The organism is Bacteroides sp. (assembly GCF_030151085.1).
Classification (GTDB): Bacteria; Bacteroidota; Bacteroidia; order Bacteroidales; family Bacteroidaceae; genus Bacteroides.
Genome location: NZ_JASLER010000056.1, coordinates 271,136 through 287,009, shown reverse-complemented (window position 1 = coordinate 287,009; position 15,874 = coordinate 271,136). Strand labels below are relative to the sequence as shown.

The 15,874-nt window shown below is 40.8% G+C and carries 14 protein-coding genes; 6 read left to right on the top strand and 8 right to left on the bottom strand.

The window, feature by feature from the left end:
• Window positions 1-55: 55 nt before the first annotated feature.
• Both Q1W14_RS11845 and Q1W14_RS11840 read right to left on the bottom strand, forming a co-directional pair.
• Window positions 56-3,370, bottom strand: coding sequence for a beta-galactosidase (locus Q1W14_RS11845; RefSeq protein ID WP_300701716.1), 3,315 nt, complete (start codon window positions 3,368-3,370; stop codon window positions 56-58).
• Between the two features lie 147 nt (window positions 3,371-3,517).
• Complete coding sequence (locus Q1W14_RS11840) at window positions 3,518-5,287, bottom strand: gamma-glutamyl-gamma-aminobutyrate hydrolase family protein (RefSeq protein ID WP_300701714.1); 1,770 nt, start codon at window positions 5,285-5,287, stop codon at window positions 3,518-3,520.
• A gap of 237 nt (window positions 5,288-5,524) precedes the next feature.
• On the opposite strand from Q1W14_RS11840, the gene Q1W14_RS11835 reads away from it, so the two are divergent.
• From Q1W14_RS11835 to Q1W14_RS11825, 3 genes are all read left to right on the top strand, one after another.
• Window positions 5,525-7,681 carry a translation factor GTPase family protein gene (locus Q1W14_RS11835; protein ID WP_300701712.1) on the top strand — a complete coding sequence of 719 codons (2,157 nt, stop codon included), beginning with the start codon at window positions 5,525-5,527 and terminating at the stop codon, window positions 7,679-7,681.
• A 276-nt stretch (window positions 7,682-7,957) separates the two neighbouring features.
• Window positions 7,958-9,499 carry a HAMP domain-containing sensor histidine kinase gene (locus Q1W14_RS11830; RefSeq protein WP_300701710.1) on the top strand — a complete coding sequence of 514 codons (1,542 nt, stop codon included), beginning with the start codon at window positions 7,958-7,960 and terminating at the stop codon, window positions 9,497-9,499.
• Between the two features lie 5 nt (window positions 9,500-9,504).
• Window positions 9,505-10,206 (top strand): response regulator transcription factor, encoded by a 702-nt coding sequence (locus Q1W14_RS11825; protein ID WP_300701709.1) that lies wholly within the window; start codon window positions 9,505-9,507, stop codon window positions 10,204-10,206.
• Window positions 10,207-10,288: 82 nt separating this feature from the next.
• Here Q1W14_RS11825 and Q1W14_RS11820 read toward each other — a convergent pair whose 3' ends face one another.
• Together Q1W14_RS11820 and Q1W14_RS11815 are read right to left on the bottom strand one after the other, a co-directional pair.
• The gene (locus Q1W14_RS11820; protein ID WP_300701707.1) at window positions 10,289-10,465 is read right to left on the bottom strand and encodes a hypothetical protein; all 177 of its coding nucleotides are present in this window, start codon (window positions 10,463-10,465) and stop codon (window positions 10,289-10,291) included.
• Window positions 10,466-10,612: 147 nt separating this feature from the next.
• Window positions 10,613-11,059 (bottom strand): MarR family transcriptional regulator, encoded by a 447-nt coding sequence (locus Q1W14_RS11815; RefSeq protein WP_300701705.1) that lies wholly within the window; start codon window positions 11,057-11,059, stop codon window positions 10,613-10,615.
• 147 nt (window positions 11,060-11,206) lie between these two features.
• Here Q1W14_RS11815 and rpsF point away from each other — a divergent pair, with 147 nt between their 5' ends.
• The 3 genes from rpsF to rplI are packed head-to-tail and all read left to right on the top strand — an operon-like array spanning window position 11,207 to window position 12,291.
• A complete protein-coding gene (gene rpsF, locus Q1W14_RS11810) occupies window positions 11,207-11,551 on the top strand; it encodes a 30S ribosomal protein S6 (RefSeq protein WP_300701703.1) in 345 nt (114 codons plus the stop codon).
• A gap of 2 nt (window positions 11,552-11,553) precedes the next feature.
• The gene (gene rpsR, locus Q1W14_RS11805; RefSeq protein ID WP_004288442.1) at window positions 11,554-11,826 is read left to right on the top strand and encodes a 30S ribosomal protein S18; all 273 of its coding nucleotides are present in this window, start codon (window positions 11,554-11,556) and stop codon (window positions 11,824-11,826) included.
• A gap of 15 nt (window positions 11,827-11,841) precedes the next feature.
• Window positions 11,842-12,291: a 50S ribosomal protein L9 gene (gene rplI / locus Q1W14_RS11800; RefSeq protein WP_300701701.1), complete on the top strand. Its 450-nt coding sequence runs from the start codon at window positions 11,842-11,844 to the stop codon at window positions 12,289-12,291.
• 105 nt (window positions 12,292-12,396) lie between these two features.
• Here rplI and Q1W14_RS11795 read toward each other — a convergent pair whose 3' ends face one another.
• The 4 genes from Q1W14_RS11795 to Q1W14_RS11780 all read right to left on the bottom strand — a co-directional run bounded on the left by Q1W14_RS11795 (window position 12,397) and on the right by Q1W14_RS11780 (window position 15,814).
• Complete coding sequence (locus Q1W14_RS11795) at window positions 12,397-13,095, bottom strand: hypothetical protein (protein WP_300701699.1); 699 nt, start codon at window positions 13,093-13,095, stop codon at window positions 12,397-12,399.
• 117 nt (window positions 13,096-13,212) lie between these two features.
• Window positions 13,213-13,458, bottom strand: a complete 246-nt coding sequence (locus tag Q1W14_RS11790; protein WP_300701697.1) for an RNA-binding protein — start codon at window positions 13,456-13,458, stop codon at window positions 13,213-13,215.
• A 314-nt stretch (window positions 13,459-13,772) separates the two neighbouring features.
• Complete coding sequence (locus Q1W14_RS11785; RefSeq protein WP_300701695.1) at window positions 13,773-13,982, bottom strand: hypothetical protein; 210 nt, start codon at window positions 13,980-13,982, stop codon at window positions 13,773-13,775.
• 158 nt (window positions 13,983-14,140) lie between these two features.
• Complete coding sequence (locus Q1W14_RS11780; RefSeq protein ID WP_300701693.1) at window positions 14,141-15,814, bottom strand: long-chain fatty acid--CoA ligase; 1,674 nt, start codon at window positions 15,812-15,814, stop codon at window positions 14,141-14,143.
• Window positions 15,815-15,874: the final 60 nt, after the last annotated feature.

The following is a 15,874-nucleotide window of genomic DNA, read 5'->3' as shown; positions in this document are numbered from 1 at the left end:
GGAGAGGAGCTTGTACCAATGATGGAACAAGCTCCTCTTGCTATAAATATCTTGCTTAGTATTTAAAGTTCTGCTGCTTCACATAAACCTTAAAGTCCTTGATACCGCCCGGAACTTCACTTTCCATTCTGGGTAAATATTGCAATCCGGTTAATGTATGTGTACCGCCTAGGTCAATCACAATCGCATGTGGATATTTACTGTCTTTCGACGTGCTCCAATAGGTGGATTCTTGTAAGTCGAATATCTTGTCGGCTGAGCAGTTGGCACGGGATACATCCTCGCTATCGGCATAGTTCACAATCCATGGTTCGCGTGACAGACGTTCGTTATTCTCGTTTACGAGATACATTTCAGCGATGCAAGCCAGATCTTTACCATCAATAGCATTGAGGGCTTCGAGGCAGACGTAACGACCTGTAACCGGTTGGTCGAACTTGACTTCTTGCCAGCCGTTACCCGGCTTGAAACTGCCTGAGATGACTTCCTTTTCAGATGATAAGTTCAACTCTTGACCTTCGGAACGATGGATAAGAGGTTTGGTTACAAGTAGTTGGTCAAGCAGAGGTTGTTTCAGACCTTCGGATTTGGCTTCACGAGGACCGATAATGTCGAATACCAGTACTTCGTTCTCGCCTTTATTCAACCAACAGCCGGGTATGTAGAGTGTTTGCTGCGGGCCGATTTCCCAAATACGTCCCATAGCATGGCCATTGACGTATACCAGTCCTTTACCCCATGTTTCGAAGTTGAGGAAGGTATCACTTGGCTTGTTCACCTTGAAGGTTGCACGGTAACAACCCGGAATGCGTTGTCCAAGTTCGTCTTTCAGCGACTGGATGGGCTGAAATTTCATACCTTTATAAAAGTCGTAGGTATCTTCGAGGTTAAATACTTCCCAGTCTTTCAAGTCGCAAGTAAAGGGACGACCTTCTACGTCGATGGTGAGTTGTACGTTTTCGGTGATACCTTTAAAGTCTTTAATAGCACGTCCAAAGTTGATGCGTCCCATGGCTTCGACGAGGATGTCAAGTTGTGCACCCTTGCGGCAGGCGGGGAATGCCAGTTGTTTTTCCCCATTGCGGCGATCTAGTTTGCCGATGTATTTGCCATCGAGGAATATCTGTGCAAAGTCGTGTGCATCGTTTACGGTGAGTACTGAGGCCGACTTCATTTCGGGCAAGGTAGTGCGGTAGAGGATGCTTCCGAAACCTTGGTCGTACTCTTCCATGGTGCGGATGTTGCGGTCTTTCTTGGCAGCCGGCAGGTTTTGGAATAGCGGAGCCATTTCGGTAAATTGGAAAGCTGGAATGCTGATGGGTTTAATCAAAGCCGGAACTTTGGCCATCTTCTCGCCATTCATATACTTCTCCATTGCTTTGCGGAGTTCCCAATATTTGGGGGTAGTTTGACCAGATTCACTGATCGGGGCGTCGTAGTCGTAAGAGGTTACGTCCGGGGCAAAGCCGGGAGAGTTGGCGCCTGCCCAGTGTCCCCAGTTAGTACCGCCGTGAGTCATGTAGAGGCTGAATGATATATTCTTGGATAACATCTCGTCGATACCTTTAATCATATCGGCAGCAGGGCGTGTTTCGTGGTTGGCACCCCATTTGTCGAACCATCCGCTCCAAAATTCCGAGCACATCAAGGGGCTGTCCGGACGGAGTTTCTTGAGTGGAGCGAACTGCTGGTCTACATTAGCGCCTGTACCGAAGTTCATCGTCCAAACCAGATCATGAAGCCCGTTTTTGGTAAAGTTCGATGCCCAGTCGCATTGGAAGAGGGTCATTCCCGGGTAGTTAGCACGTATCATGTCGCGAATCTGCGATACATAACCTTTATCTTCGCCGTAAGAACCGTATTCGTTTTCTACCTGCACCATGATGATGGGGCCACCGTTCTGAATAGCCAGATCGGCCACTTGCTCCGCTACAGCCTTTTCGAAGATGCTAACTCGCTCTATAAAATAAGGATCGGATTCGCGCAGGCGTATATCCTTCTTCTTGAGTAACCACCAAGGCAGACCGCCCATTTCCCACTCAGCACATACATACGGACCGGGACGAAGGATGACGTACATGTCGTTTTCTTTGCACAGACGGCAGAATTCTGCCAAATCGTTCTGTCCCTCGAAGTTGAACTCTCCCGGACGGGGCTCATGGGCATTCCAAAATACATAGAGACAAACGGTGTTCATCCCCAATGCCTTACACAGTTTGATACGTTGATCCCAGTATGCTTTCGGTATACGGGGATAATGCAGTTCAGCAGCTTTCACTACGAACGGCCTACCATTGAGCAGATAAGTACCTTTTCCGGCAGTGAAGTCACCTTGCCCTTCCCATTGGGTAAGAGGGCTCCAGCTTTCACGCCAGGGAATTGTGATCTTTCCGTCTTTGCCGAACTCCAAGGGGAGCCATACGTAACGGGAATCTTCGAGATCCTTCTTCTTCCAACGGTCGAACATAGCGATGTAGGCGTTGCCTTTACCTTGAACCTGCTGTACGTAGGTGCTTTGGGCATAGAAAGTTTTATCGGCATCAAGCCCTGTGCAGGGATTACCAATGGTTTTCCATTCACCCATGATGGAGTCGGCTACGGCTAGCTCGGCTACGTTAGGATCCCAACCGGTGCAGCCGGATGAAAGTAAATAATATTTGCCGTTGAATTTGAACACTGCGGGGGCTTCACGGCTCATCTTTATGAAATTGCGGGTGAAACGTCCGGTGGTATTCAGATAATCGTCGGTCAACTCATTAATATATAAAGTGGCATTGTGCTCAGCTGAGGCAAATTGATAGGCCCTGCCGTCATCATCTACAAAGACGGTTTGGTCGCGGCTCATGGCTCCGTTGGGACGGAAGCTGCCTTGATAGGTGAATGGTCCGGTAGGGGAGTCGCTAACGGCTACTCCGGCACAGGCTTTGCTATAGTCGGCACTCTCTACGTGAGCCCACATTACGAATTTCTTCGTTTTGGTATTATAGATAACTTTAGGACGTTCCAGTACTTTGCTGGGATGAAGGTCATGTTGGACGTCATCTTTCACGGCAGGCAGGACAATACCTTCGAACTTCCAGCTCAATAAGTCTTTGGAAGAGTAGCAACTGACACCGGTTACGTCGGTGCGGTAACACTCCCATGTGGCCCATTCGGGTAACACGGTTTTACCTTTTTTGTATTCGCCGTACCAGTAGTAAGTACCTTCGTGGTAAAGCAGACCACCACCGTGAGCGTTAATGGGATTACCATCGGTGTCTTTCCATACCTCCCCGGGTACGATCGCATTTTGGGATGTTTGTGCTTTGGCGGAAGACAAACAGAGGAGGCAAGCTACTAGGGCGAGACTCCAGATAAATTTTCTTCTCATTTGAATAATTGGCATTAGAAATTAATATTCAGTTTATGTTTGACAGCAAAGTTAAGCGAAAGTAAAATACTTGAAGGTAGGTAAATGTGTCAAAAAGGAGAGATTATAGCTCTAATCCCTCCTTTTTATGATGTTTTTCTGTCAGATCTATTTCGTTTGTACTTGTTTCATGACCCGAAGGAAATTTCCGCCCCAAATCTTGGCAATATCTGTCTCTGTAAATCCATGCTCTAGCAAGCGGGCAGTTATATTGATGAAATCATTGTCTCCGTTACACCCTTTCACGCCGCCACCGCCGTCAAAATCGGAACCGATACCAACATGGTCTATACCTGCCACTTCAATCATGTGAAGTAGGTGATTCATAAAATCGCTGAGGCTGGCATTCTTTGCAACCGGATTTAGAAATTCATCTACCAGACATGCTTGTGCTACTCCACCATGGGCAGCAAGGGCACGTAGCTGTTTGTCAGTTAAGTTGCGGTCGTGTTTATAAATAGCACTTGCAGAGGAATGGGAAGCTATGATTGGTTTTTGGGAATATTTCAGGGCATCCCAAAAGGTACTTTCTGCTGCGTGAGAAAGGTCGATCATAATACCCAGACGATTCATCTCTTTTATGACTTTCTTCCCGAAAGGACTGATTCCTTTCCATAAAATTGTGCTATCTGATGAACTGTCGCAAATATCATTATTACGGGTGTGGCACAGAGTGATATATGTTACGCCTAAATGATGAAAGCGCTCTATGTTTTTTATGTCTTTACCAATACCGTAACCGTTTTCAATACCGATATAAAATGCCTTTTTACCTTCTGCCTTGAGTTTGGATAAATCATCGGGAGTACGGGCAATAGCGCATTTTTCATTGTTTATTTCTACTTGATGGTAAATACCACGTAATAGTTCATCCACCCGGTCTACTGCTTTTTGGCTGTTTGCTTCATCGCAAAGGTCTTGGCGAACCCAACATGCCAGATATTGTCCGTCTAGTTTTCCTTCCTCCATTTTAGGTAGGCAAACTTGGCTTTTCGCGCGCGTACCTATATTATAGTTAGCATCAAAATCAAGTGGAGTATCTGTGTGCGTATCAATTGAGAGAATCCGTTTATGAATTTCTTTAGCCTGGTGATAAGTGTTTGCCTTTTGAACCAGAAAATGGAAAAACTTAGCGAAAGTACTATTACCTGCTACAGTCAGTATTTCAGGATGAAACTGGACTCCCCATATAGGATATTCGCAGGTAGATTCAATTGCTTCCGGAATGCTATCTTTGGCCCATCCAGTTACTCTGAAACCGGGAGCCACTCGTTTAACTGCCTGATGATGATGACTATTAGTGAACAGTTGTGTTTGACCGGTTATTTGAGCAATTGCAGATCCCGGCAATAAGTTGACCACATGTGTAGGAATATGACCTGGTTCCTTTTGTCCATGCTGGATAGTAGTGTCTGGATACTGACTGGGGATATCCTGGTACAGGGTACCGCCAAAAGCCACATTTATTAATTGTTCGCCTCGGCATATACCCAACATTGGTATATTGCGATTGGCAGCCATACGTATAAGTGATATATCATAAATATCACCCAATGAATCGGCTATTCCTGATTGTTCGATAGGAGATTCATTATAATAAGAGGGAGCAATATCACCTCCGCCAATCAGAATGATACCATCCAGACGGTTGATGATGTCTGTTAAGACAAGGCTGTCAGCAGTTATCGGGATAAGCATTGGTGTTCCGCCTGCTTGGATTACAGACTCCGTATAAGTCATTCGGGTGGATGAATAATCATCCGGATGTGAGCAAGAGACACCAATAAGAGGGTGGCTTTTATAAATTCTTGGACCTGATTGTCCCATAATGAAATATGGGCAGAGTGTTAGTAGAACAGTAAATAATAGTTTCAACATTATTTTGACGGTTATATTTTGCGGGATAAAATTAATAAATTCTTTTAAAAGTGACTTGTCTTTTCGGGAGAAATATAGCTCTGAGTGAGTATATAAAATATCAATGTGTTACATAACATTGTTTAGTAACACTGCCGATTAATTGCTTTTCTTTTGATTAATGTCTAATTTGCGCCTCACAAAAGTTAATGGCATCCGCAAGCATGCTTAGTTATTCACTTTAAATCCTAAAATATCATGAAAGTATATCAGACGAATGAAATCAAAAACATTGCCCTCCTTGGCAATGACGGCTCGGGTAAAACCACTCTCACAGAAGCGCTGCTCTTTGAGAGTGGTATTATAAAACGTCGTGGCAGAATTACTGCCAAGAATACAGTCAGCGATTACTTCCCGGTGGAGCAAGAATATGGCTATTCTGTGTTTTCCACCGTTTTCCATGTGGAATGGAACGGAAAAAAGCTGAATATTATCGACTGCCCGGGTAGTGATGACTTCGTAGGAGCTGCTATGACAGCACTCAATGTAACTGATACTGCTATCTTATTATTGAATGGACAATATGGTCCTGAGGTAGGTACGCAAAACCATTTTCGCTATACGGAAAAGTTGGGTAAACCGGTTATCTTCCTGGTAAACCAACTGGATCATGAAAAGTGCGATTATGATATGGTATTGGAACAGTTGCAGACAATTTACGGTCCCAAGGTAGTACCCGTGCAATATCCGTTGGCTACAGGACCAAACTTTAACTCGTTGATTGATGTACTTCTGATGAAGAAATATTCGTGGGGTCCCGAAGGTGGTGCACCAACGATAGAAGATATTCCTGCTGAAGAAATGGATAAAGCAACCGAGCTTCATAAAGCATTGGTTGAAGCTGCTGCTGAGAATGACGAAAGTTTGATGGAAAAGTTCTTTGAACAAGATTCTTTGACTGAGGATGAGATGCGTGAAGGTATTCGTAAGGGGTTGGCTTCTCGTGGCATGTTCCCGGTTTTCTGTGTTTGTGCAGGCAAAGATATGGGTGTACGCCGTCTGATGGAATTCTTAGGTAATGTTGTTCCGTTTGTAGATGAAATGCCGGCGGTACATAACACACGTGGGGAAGTGGTGAAACCTGATGCTAATGGTCCTACTTCTTTATATTTCTTTAAAACAGCTGTTGAACCTCATATTGGGGATGTTCAGTATTTCAAAGTTATGAGTGGTAAAGTACATGAAGGCGAAGATTTTACCAATGCCGATCGTGGTTCAAAGGAACGTATTGCGCAGATTTATGCTTGTGCTGGTGCCAATCGTATTAAAGTAGAAGAAATGATTGCCGGTGATATTGGTTGTACCGTGAAATTGAAAGATGTACATACTGGTAATACTTTAAATGGAAAAGGTACTGAAAACCGTTTCAACTTCATTAAATATCCGAATTCTAAATATTCACGTGCTATCAAACCGCTCAATGAATCTGATACAGAGAAGATGATGGTTGCTTTGAACCGTATGCGTGAAGAAGATCCGACTTGGGTAGTAGATCAATCTAAAGAATTGCGTCAGACTATTGTTCATGGACAAGGTGAGTTCCATCTGCGTACATTGAAGTGGCGCTTGGAGAATAATGAAAAACTCCAGATTAAATTTGAAGAACCAAGAATCCCCTATCGTGAAACTATTACAAAAGCTTCTCGTGCAGATTATCGCCATAAGAAGCAATCCGGTGGTGCCGGTCAGTTTGGTGAAGTACACTTGATTGTAGAACCTTATTATGAAGGTATGCCGATGCCTGATACTTATAAATTTAATGGTCAGGAGTTCAAGATAAACGTCAAAGGTACCGAAGAAATTCCATTGGAATGGGGCGGTAAACTGGTATTTGTTAATAGTATTGTAGGTGGTTCTATCGACCTCCGTTTCTTACCGGCTATCCTGAAAGGTATTATGGCGCGCCTGGAGCAAGGTCCGTTGACTGGTTCGTATGCCCGTGATGTACGCGTTATTGTATATGATGGTAAAATGCACCCGGTTGATTCCAATGAAATATCTTTCATGCTGGCAGGACGAAATGCATTCAGTGAGGCATTTAAGAATGCCGGTCCGAAGATTTTGGAACCGATTTATGATGTAGAAGTATTTGTTCCGTCAGACAGAATGGGTGACGTAATGGGTGACTTGCAAGGACGCCGTGCTATGATTATGGGTATGAGTAGCGAAGCCGGTTATGAAAAATTGAGTGCTAAAGTACCTTTGAAAGAGATGTCTTCGTATTCTACAGCCCTTAGTTCATTGACTGGTGGACGTGCTTCGTTTATTATGAAATTTGCTAGTTATGAGCTTGTTCCATCTGATGTACAAGACAAGTTGATTAAGGAATTTGAAGCTAAGCAAACCGAAGAATAAAGATTTCACTTCGTCTGTTTTTATAAATTGTTAAAGCCGTTGTTACCTCATAATGGGGGAATGACGGCTTTTTTTATTAACGCTGATTAAGAACATAAGGAATTGTGAATGTGAATGATTAATTTTTTATTAAATTTGCAAACCAAAGGTCTTTCTTTTTGTTATAATGCTCGTAATACAACTTAAAAAAACGCCTTCGGTTAATTAACGAGAACGTCCGGTTAAATCAGGTTAATTTGTTAGGAGTGTTAATTAGGGAGTGTTAATTTTGTGACTATGAAAAAGTCAACTATATGGATATTAGGCATCGTGATGGGTCTTTCCTTCCTTAGTTTGCTGTATTTGCAAATCAGCTACATAGAGGAAATGGTGAAGATGCGTAACGAGCAGTTTGATGAATCTGTGAAGCGTGCATTGATGGCTGCTTCGAAAGATGTGGAATCTGCGGAGGTTGAACGCTGGTTAAAGGAGGATATCTCCGATGCAGAAAAGAAGGCATGGGAACAATCTCAAGGCGGAAGTGGAGTGGTACAGACACAACGTTTTGTGATGACATCGCCTGATGGTTCTGTCAGTTCTTCTGCAGAACTGAAGATTTATGGAAATGAGCCTTCGGAACTGCCCAGAGCAATGATTTCACGCAAACATGGAGCGAAAACTATTCCTCAAACTTCACGCACACAGGTAGAGATGTTAAAGAATCGTTATCTCTATCAGCGTGCATTGATGGACGAGGTGGTTTTACAAATGGTTTATTATGCCAGTGACAGACCGGTAGAGGAGAGGGTTAATTTTAAAAATTTAGACCAGTATCTTAAATCGGGTTTGATTGACAATGGTATTGACCTGAATTATCATTTTAAAGTGATTGACCGTAATGGTAGGGAAATTTACCGATGTTCGGATTACGTTGATGAAGGGAACGAAAGTTCCTATTCGCAGCCTCTATTCTTGAACGATCCTCCTGCCCGCATGAGTATCGTAAAGATACACTTCCCGGGTAAAAGAGATTATATTTTCGACTCGGTCAGGTTTATGGTGCCATCGATGATTTTCACTTTTGTGCTGTTGATAACTTTCATCTTCACGATTTATATCGTGTTCCGTCAGAAGAAGTTGACGGAGATGAAGAATGACTTTATCAATAACATGACGCATGAGTTCAAGACACCGATATCAACGATTTCGTTGGCGGCACAGATGTTGAAAGATCCAGCTGTAGGCAAGTCGCCGGCTATGTTCCAACATATATCGGGTGTCATCAATGATGAAACGAAGCGGTTAAGGTTCCAAGTCGAGAAAGTGCTTCAGATGTCGATGTTCGACCGTCAGAAGGCTACTTTAAAAATGAAGGAACTGGATGCCAATGAGTTGATTACAGGGGTTATCAATACGTTTACGCTGAAAGTGGAACGTTATAACGGTAAAATTGAGTCAGAGCTTAATGCAACCGATCCGGCTATCTTTGCTGATGAGATGCACATTACCAATGTTATCTTCAATTTGATGGATAACGCAGTGAAATACAAACGTCCGGATGTAGACCTGCAATTGGTGGTGAAAACCTGGAATGAGCCGGGTAAACTGATGATTTCGATTCAGGATAATGGTATTGGTATCAAAAAAGAGAATTTGAAAAAAATATTTGAAAAGTTCTATCGTGTGCATACGGGTAATCTGCACGATGTAAAAGGCTTCGGCTTGGGATTGGCTTATGTAAGAAAAATCATTGTGGAACATAAGGGAACCATCCGGGCAGAAAGCGAACTTAACGTAGGAACTAAATTTATAATTGCATTACCTTTATTAAAAAATTGATTGATATGGACGAGAAACTGCGTATTTTATTGTGCGAAGATGATGAAAATCTTGGCATGCTTTTAAGAGAATATTTACAGGCTAAAGGTTACGCTGCTGAGTTATTTCCTGATGGAGAGGCTGGATACAAGGCTTTCCTGAAGAATAAGTATGACTTGTGTGTATTCGATGTGATGATGCCGAAGAAAGACGGTTTCACATTAGCACAAGAAGTGCGTGCAGCAAATGCTGAAATACCTATTATCTTCCTGACTGCAAAAACGTTGAAAGAAGATATTTTGGAGGGATTCAAGATCGGTGCTGATGATTACATTACTAAACCGTTCAGCATGGAAGAGTTGACTTTCAGAATTGAAGCTATCTTGAGACGTGTTCGTGGCAAGAAAAACAAAGAAAGCAATATCTATAAGATTGGTAAGTTTACATTCGATACTCAGAAACAGATTTTGTCTACTCCTGACAAGCAGACTAAGTTGACAACTAAAGAATCTGAGTTACTTGGCTTACTTTGCGCTCATGCAAATGAAATTTTGCAACGTGACTTCGCTTTGAAGACTATTTGGATTGATGATAACTATTTCAACGCTCGTAGTATGGACGTGTATATCACAAAACTGCGTAAGCATTTGAAAGAAGATGAATCTATTGAAATCATCAATATACATGGAAAAGGATATAAACTGATTACTCCGGAAGTTGAGTCTTGATAAGGCTCGATCCTTTGGAGGAAAGAAATAAAAAAGGCGGTTGTGTAATGCAACCGCCTTTTTTATTTCTTGCTTTTTGATATCAATCTGCAATTCTTTTGTTAATAGCAATGTAGCTGATTAATCCTACAACAATTAAAGCGGCTGAACCACCTAAAATAGTATTGTTGTTAACATTACCGGTAGCAGAACATGCAACCAGAACTACAGCTCCTACTAAGATTAATATCAATCCCAGATTTTTTAATAAGCCTTTCATGTGTGTGTATTTTAATAGTTATTATATTCTTTCATATTCTTGTCACAAAGAAAAGCATAATTCTTTAACAAGCGAAATTATTTTTGCAAAAAAACTATTATTCAACTTAAATAGTTGGTTTAATAGTCTTTCTATAGATTGTTTAAGTTAATCTTTAGTATTGAAGAATATTTTTCGTAGTACCTCTTGGCTTATACTTAATTCTTCAACAGTGATACCATGCAGAGCCTCTTTGAGGGTTTGATTGGCAATGACACGTGCTCGTTCTTCTAATTCCTTTCCGTCTTTAGTGAGATGAATCAAATTGGTGCGGCGGTCTTTTTTGTCAGAGATACGTACTACGTAATGCTGGCGCTCCATATTGTCGATGAGGCGCGTCATGCTGGGTTTGTCTTTAAAAGTTGCATTACACAACTCTTGTTGTGTAACACCATCCTTTTCCCATAAGAATATAAGCACAGTCCATTGTTCCGGGGTAATTTCCAAGCCATTCTGACGGAAGTTACGGGACAGTTTACGGTTTATAGCAGCCGATACTTTACCATTTAGTATGGCAAATATGAGTCGGATGTCAAAGTTGAATTGCTCTATCATGAAATTATTGTTTAAACAACTTTGCAAATATACTATAAGCAAAAGACAATACAAAATAAGCTGGCATATTTTTGTAGTTCAAAATAAAATGCCTACCTTTGCACCGCATTTTAAAAAAGAATAATTTATTTATTTAATTAAATGAGTATGAATCATTACGAAACCGTTTTCATTTTGACTCCCGTTTTGTCTGATGTTCAGATGAAGGAAGCGGTAGAAAAATTCAAAGGCATCCTCACAGAAGAAGGTGCTGAAATTGTAAATGAAGAAAACTGGGGACTGAAAAAGCTGGCTTATCCAATCCAGAAAAAGTCAACCGGTTTCTATCAACTGATTGAGTTCAATGCAGAACCTACTGTTATTGAAAAGTTAGAAATTAACTTCCGTCGTGACGAACGCGTTATCCGCTTCTTGACTTTCAAACAAGACAAGTATGCTGCTGAATACGCTGCGAAGAGAAGAAATGTGAAATCAACTAAAAAGGAGGATTAATCATGGCACAACAAGTTCAATCAGAAATCAGATATTTAACTCCGCCCTCAGTAGACGTTAAGAAGAAAAAATACTGCCGTTTCAAAAAAAGCGGTATTAAGTACATTGATTACAAAGATCCTGAATTCTTGAAGAAATTCTTGAATGAGCAAGGTAAAATCCTTCCGCGTCGTATTACCGGTACTTCTTTGAAGTTCCAACGTCGTGTAGCTCAAGCTGTGAAAAGAGCGCGTCACTTGGCGTTGCTTCCTTATGTAACTGACATGATGAAATAATAGGAGGAGGAAAGTATGGAAATTATATTAAAAGAAGACGTAGTAAACTTGGGTTATAAGAACGACATCGTAACTGTTAAGTCTGGTTATGGTCGTAACTTCCTTATCCCGACTGGAAAAGCTGTCATTGCTTCTCCTTCTGCAAAGAAAATGTTGGCTGAAGATTTGAAGCAACGTGCTCACAAACTGGAAAAAATCCAAAAGGATGCTGAAGAATTGGCTGCTAAGTTAGAAGGTGTATCTTTGAAGATCGCTACTAAAGTTAGCTCAACCGGTACTATCTTTGGTTCTGTTGGTAATATCCAGATTGCTGAAGAATTGGTTAAATTGGGTCACAACATTGATCGTAAGATTATCGTTGTTAAAGATGCAGTAAAAGAAGTTGGTAGCTATAAGGCTATCGTTAAACTTCACAAAGAAGTTTCAGTAGAAATTCCTTTTGAAGTAGTTGCTGAAGAAGCATAATCAAAATATTCCTAATATATTAAAAGCCCGGTTTCTTATGGAAGCTGGGCTTTTTTGTGCTCTCATGATATGTTACATTCTTTTTTTTAGAAATGATTCTATTGTTTAGACATTTTCTCTCTTGATGAAATTGATTACTTCATTGATGTGTTTCAGGCGGTTCTGGTATATTTCGATACTTTGTATTTCGGGTATTCTTTGTACAAGCTGAATACCTTCGGGGTATTTGAAGTAAAACTTCCAAATATCTCTGATATTTGTCTTTTGGGTATTCCAATGCATGATGTTTGGGATATTGTCTAAATTCTTTTGAAGTTCCTTTTTTGTTTCTGTGTATGCAGAAAAGGCTTTCTCGACTTCTTGGATTTCGGTATAGATAGTGAGGATTTGTAGAGCAAGCTCTTTATTTTCTATTTTTTGGATTAGTCCCGATGCCTTTAGCATCTCCATGGCATTGTTGCTGAAGGTGATATTTATAAACTGCAAGGGGAGGTTTGCATATTTTTTTAAAGAATCTATGGGCATTTCATTAATTCTGTCTTTGTATTCCAGTAAATATTTGGCACTTTGCTGTTCTAGTGTAATACATTCTATCAACTTTTGTATTGTCTCCCGGTTTGTCTGCATTTCTACATTTACTAGCTGCAAGGCATCTTTTATTTCTTTCTTTGTCTTTCGATTTTCCATCCAGTCGCTACCGGCAAAGGTGATGGCAATACCCAATATTACGGCGAGGAAGTTGCGGAAGAAATCTCCGATTTTGTATTCTGTACTTATTTGCTTTATCTTTTCTATCGTTTTCATATCTTAGTGGTATATAAGATTGCTTAGTCAAAGATATAAAAAAGAATGTAAATGTCAAAAGAGGTATAACCTGTATTTAGATTATACCTCTTTTTATTCTCAGTCAATAAGCACTTTTTAGTTTTTGGGCAGCGCTTCTTTTACTACCATTTGACGGCCTACATATTCGGATCCGTTCAATTCGGTGATTGCGTGTTGAGCTTCAGAAGCTTCCGGCATATCTACGAAGGCAAAACCTTTTGATCTTCTAGTATCACGGTCAACAATCAGTTTCACGGTTTCTACTGTTCCATACTCTTCCATTACTTGTCTCAAATCTGATTCCTTAACATTATAGCTAAGGTTTCCAATATACATATTCATAAATAAAAAAAATAAAAAATTGATAATTCAATAATGGGGAATCTTAGGAAATTGTAGTCAGAAATGAAAATTCTTAATGTGGTTAATCAAGTAGAAACATTATGAAAAGCAGATCATAATAAACCTCTTATTGTTTTGTTGATGCAAAGTAAGGGCTTTAATTCGGATATTGTACTATACTTTGTTTCTTTTCTTTCGGTTTATACTCTTTTTTGCGAAATAAGGTCAATACTTAACATTTATATGGGCATAAAAAAAGTCTGGTGTGCTTTCGCACGTCAGACTTTCAATTCTCTCAGTGTGTTGTTCTGAAATTATTCAGCTACAACTGCTACGCTATCAGCTACTACAGTATCTGCTGCTGCGGCTGCTGCTGCTTCTGCTGCTGCTGCTTCTACAGCTGCGATTGAGTCAGCGATACGGATTGAATCTTCCTGAGCTTTTGCTGCGTCAGCTGCTTTGTTACCACAAGATGCGAATGATACTGCTACGATAGCTACGGCCATCAAAACTAATTTTTTCATTTTCTTTACTTTTTAAAACGTAATACAATCAATTGCTTTATTAAAACGATGCAAAGGTATGTACTTTTTCAATATGTTGTTCTCGAAAACCCAACTTTTTTTATATTTTTTTTTGAGGATAGGTACTTTTTGTACTTATTTATATGTTTTACAGCATGTTATTCTTCGGCGATGCTATTGTATAAATACCTCTTTATACTTCTTTTCGGGGTTTTTTCGAACTCAGTAGGATAAAGTTGGATTTGACTTACTTTCTCATAAGCGGCAACACTATTGTTCAGGTTCTTAAGATTCTCGTCCATAATGGTTTTCAGATTATCCGATTGATTCAATCCTAAGGAGTCCAAAGCCTCATAATCGGCATAAACCAATGCTACTAATTTTTTGTTACGCTCAATCACCAGACTTTCCAGAACAAAAGGCATGTTGTTAAGGCGGGCTTCTAATTCTTCGGGGAAGATATTTTGTCCACTAGAGCTGAGAATCATAGTTTTACTACGTCCACGAATAAAGAGATTGTTATTTTCGTCTAATGTGCCCAAATCGCCGGTACGCAGCCATCCATCTTCGGTGAAGACCTCTTTGGTAGCTTCGGGATTTTTGTAGTACCCTGCCATTACATTTTCACCACGTACTTGTATTTCACCAAGTTTATCTTCCGGATTCTCTTTATAGATGCGGGCTTCCATAATATCGAGCACACGTCCGGAAGAAGTTGGTACAAACTCATTCCAAGGTGCATAACTGATTAGCGGGGCGCATTCGGTCATACCATAACCTATTGTGAACGGAAATTTAATACGATAAAAGAATTCTTCCACTTCCGGATTTATTGCCGCACCTCCAATAATAACTTCTTTGAAACGTCCTCCCAAGGCATCAATCAGCTTTTTGCGTATCTGCCCGTAAATCTGTCCATCCAGTAAAGGGATGCTGAGAGCCCATTTCATGGACTTCTTATTAATGATAGGTTGGATTACATTCTTATATATCTTTTCGATAACAAGTGGAACGGTAATTATTAAGTTTGGTTTTACTTCCTCAAAGGCTTTCATCAGAATTTTGGGAGAAGGAACTTTTCCTAATAGGGTGACATGTGTACCTACGGCAGTGGCTGTCAGAAAATCGAATGCACAACCGTAAGCATGCGCCAAAGGTAGGAAGGAAAGAACTTTATCTCCTTTCTTTAGTAATTCTGTACGGATGCCGAAGGTGACATTTCCTGCTAGGTTGTTTCCGGTCAACATGACTCCTTTGCTGAATCCGGTAGTGCCGGAAGTATAATTCAGCAACATAACCTTATCGTTGGAAAGATTTGTATAGACTACATCCTCTTTTTGGAAGCCTTTGGGATAGAGTGTAGATATTTCCCGGTCCCAGCGCATGAGGAAGCGTTGGATGGTTTCTCCATCACGTTGATAGAGGCAGCGGAAGTCTGTAAGAGAAAATACACCGCGTAAGCCAGTGAGGCGTTCTTCTTCCAGATGTTCCCAAATGGCGTCACTGGTAAAAAGAAATACCGATTCGGAGTGGTTTACAATATGGTGGACATCGTTGGGATTGAAATCTTGCAAGATGGGGACTACAATGCCGCCATACGTGATTGTAGCCATATATGCAATGCACCAACGGGCATTATTTTTGCCGATAATCGCTATTTTATCCCCCCGGCGCAGGCTGCAATATTTGAATAGAAGATGCAATTTTGCAATCTCTTGCGCTACCTCACCGTATGTATAACTTTCGTTATCTTCATAATCGGTGTAACAAGGGAGGTCCCAATTTTCGCGAAAACTATTCTCATATAGTTTGATGAAATTCTCTTGTATCATTGCACGTTTTTTGATGATTTGTGCAAAAGTAGGAAATTTCTAATAATATGCGTAACTTTG

Coding starts and splice junctions, on each gene's coding strand:
- Q1W14_RS11825 (WP_300701709.1), top strand. CDS start 9,505: ATGGACGAGAAACTGCGTATTTTATTGTGCGAAGATGATGAAAATCTT.
- Q1W14_RS11785 (WP_300701695.1), bottom strand. CDS start 13,982: ATGAAAAAATTAGTTTTGATGGCCGTAGCTATCGTAGCAGTATCATTC.
- Q1W14_RS11820 (WP_300701707.1), bottom strand. CDS start 10,465: ATGAAAGGCTTATTAAAAAATCTGGGATTGATATTAATCTTAGTAGGA.
- Q1W14_RS11795 (WP_300701699.1), bottom strand. CDS start 13,095: ATGAAAACGATAGAAAAGATAAAGCAAATAAGTACAGAATACAAAATC.
- Q1W14_RS11815 (WP_300701705.1), bottom strand. CDS start 11,059: ATGATAGAGCAATTCAACTTTGACATCCGACTCATATTTGCCATACTA.
- rpsR (WP_004288442.1), top strand. CDS start 11,554: ATGGCACAACAAGTTCAATCAGAAATCAGATATTTAACTCCGCCCTCA.
- Q1W14_RS11830 (WP_300701710.1), top strand. CDS start 7,958: ATGAAAAAGTCAACTATATGGATATTAGGCATCGTGATGGGTCTTTCC.
- rpsF (WP_300701703.1), top strand. CDS start 11,207: ATGAATCATTACGAAACCGTTTTCATTTTGACTCCCGTTTTGTCTGAT.
- rplI (WP_300701701.1), top strand. CDS start 11,842: ATGGAAATTATATTAAAAGAAGACGTAGTAAACTTGGGTTATAAGAAC.
- Q1W14_RS11790 (WP_300701697.1), bottom strand. CDS start 13,458: ATGAATATGTATATTGGAAACCTTAGCTATAATGTTAAGGAATCAGAT.
- Q1W14_RS11845 (WP_300701716.1), bottom strand. CDS start 3,370: ATGAGAAGAAAATTTATCTGGAGTCTCGCCCTAGTAGCTTGCCTCCTC.
- Q1W14_RS11835 (WP_300701712.1), top strand. CDS start 5,525: ATGAAAGTATATCAGACGAATGAAATCAAAAACATTGCCCTCCTTGGC.
- Q1W14_RS11780 (WP_300701693.1), bottom strand. CDS start 15,814: ATGATACAAGAGAATTTCATCAAACTATATGAGAATAGTTTTCGCGAA.
- Q1W14_RS11840 (WP_300701714.1), bottom strand. CDS start 5,287: ATGTTGAAACTATTATTTACTGTTCTACTAACACTCTGCCCATATTTC.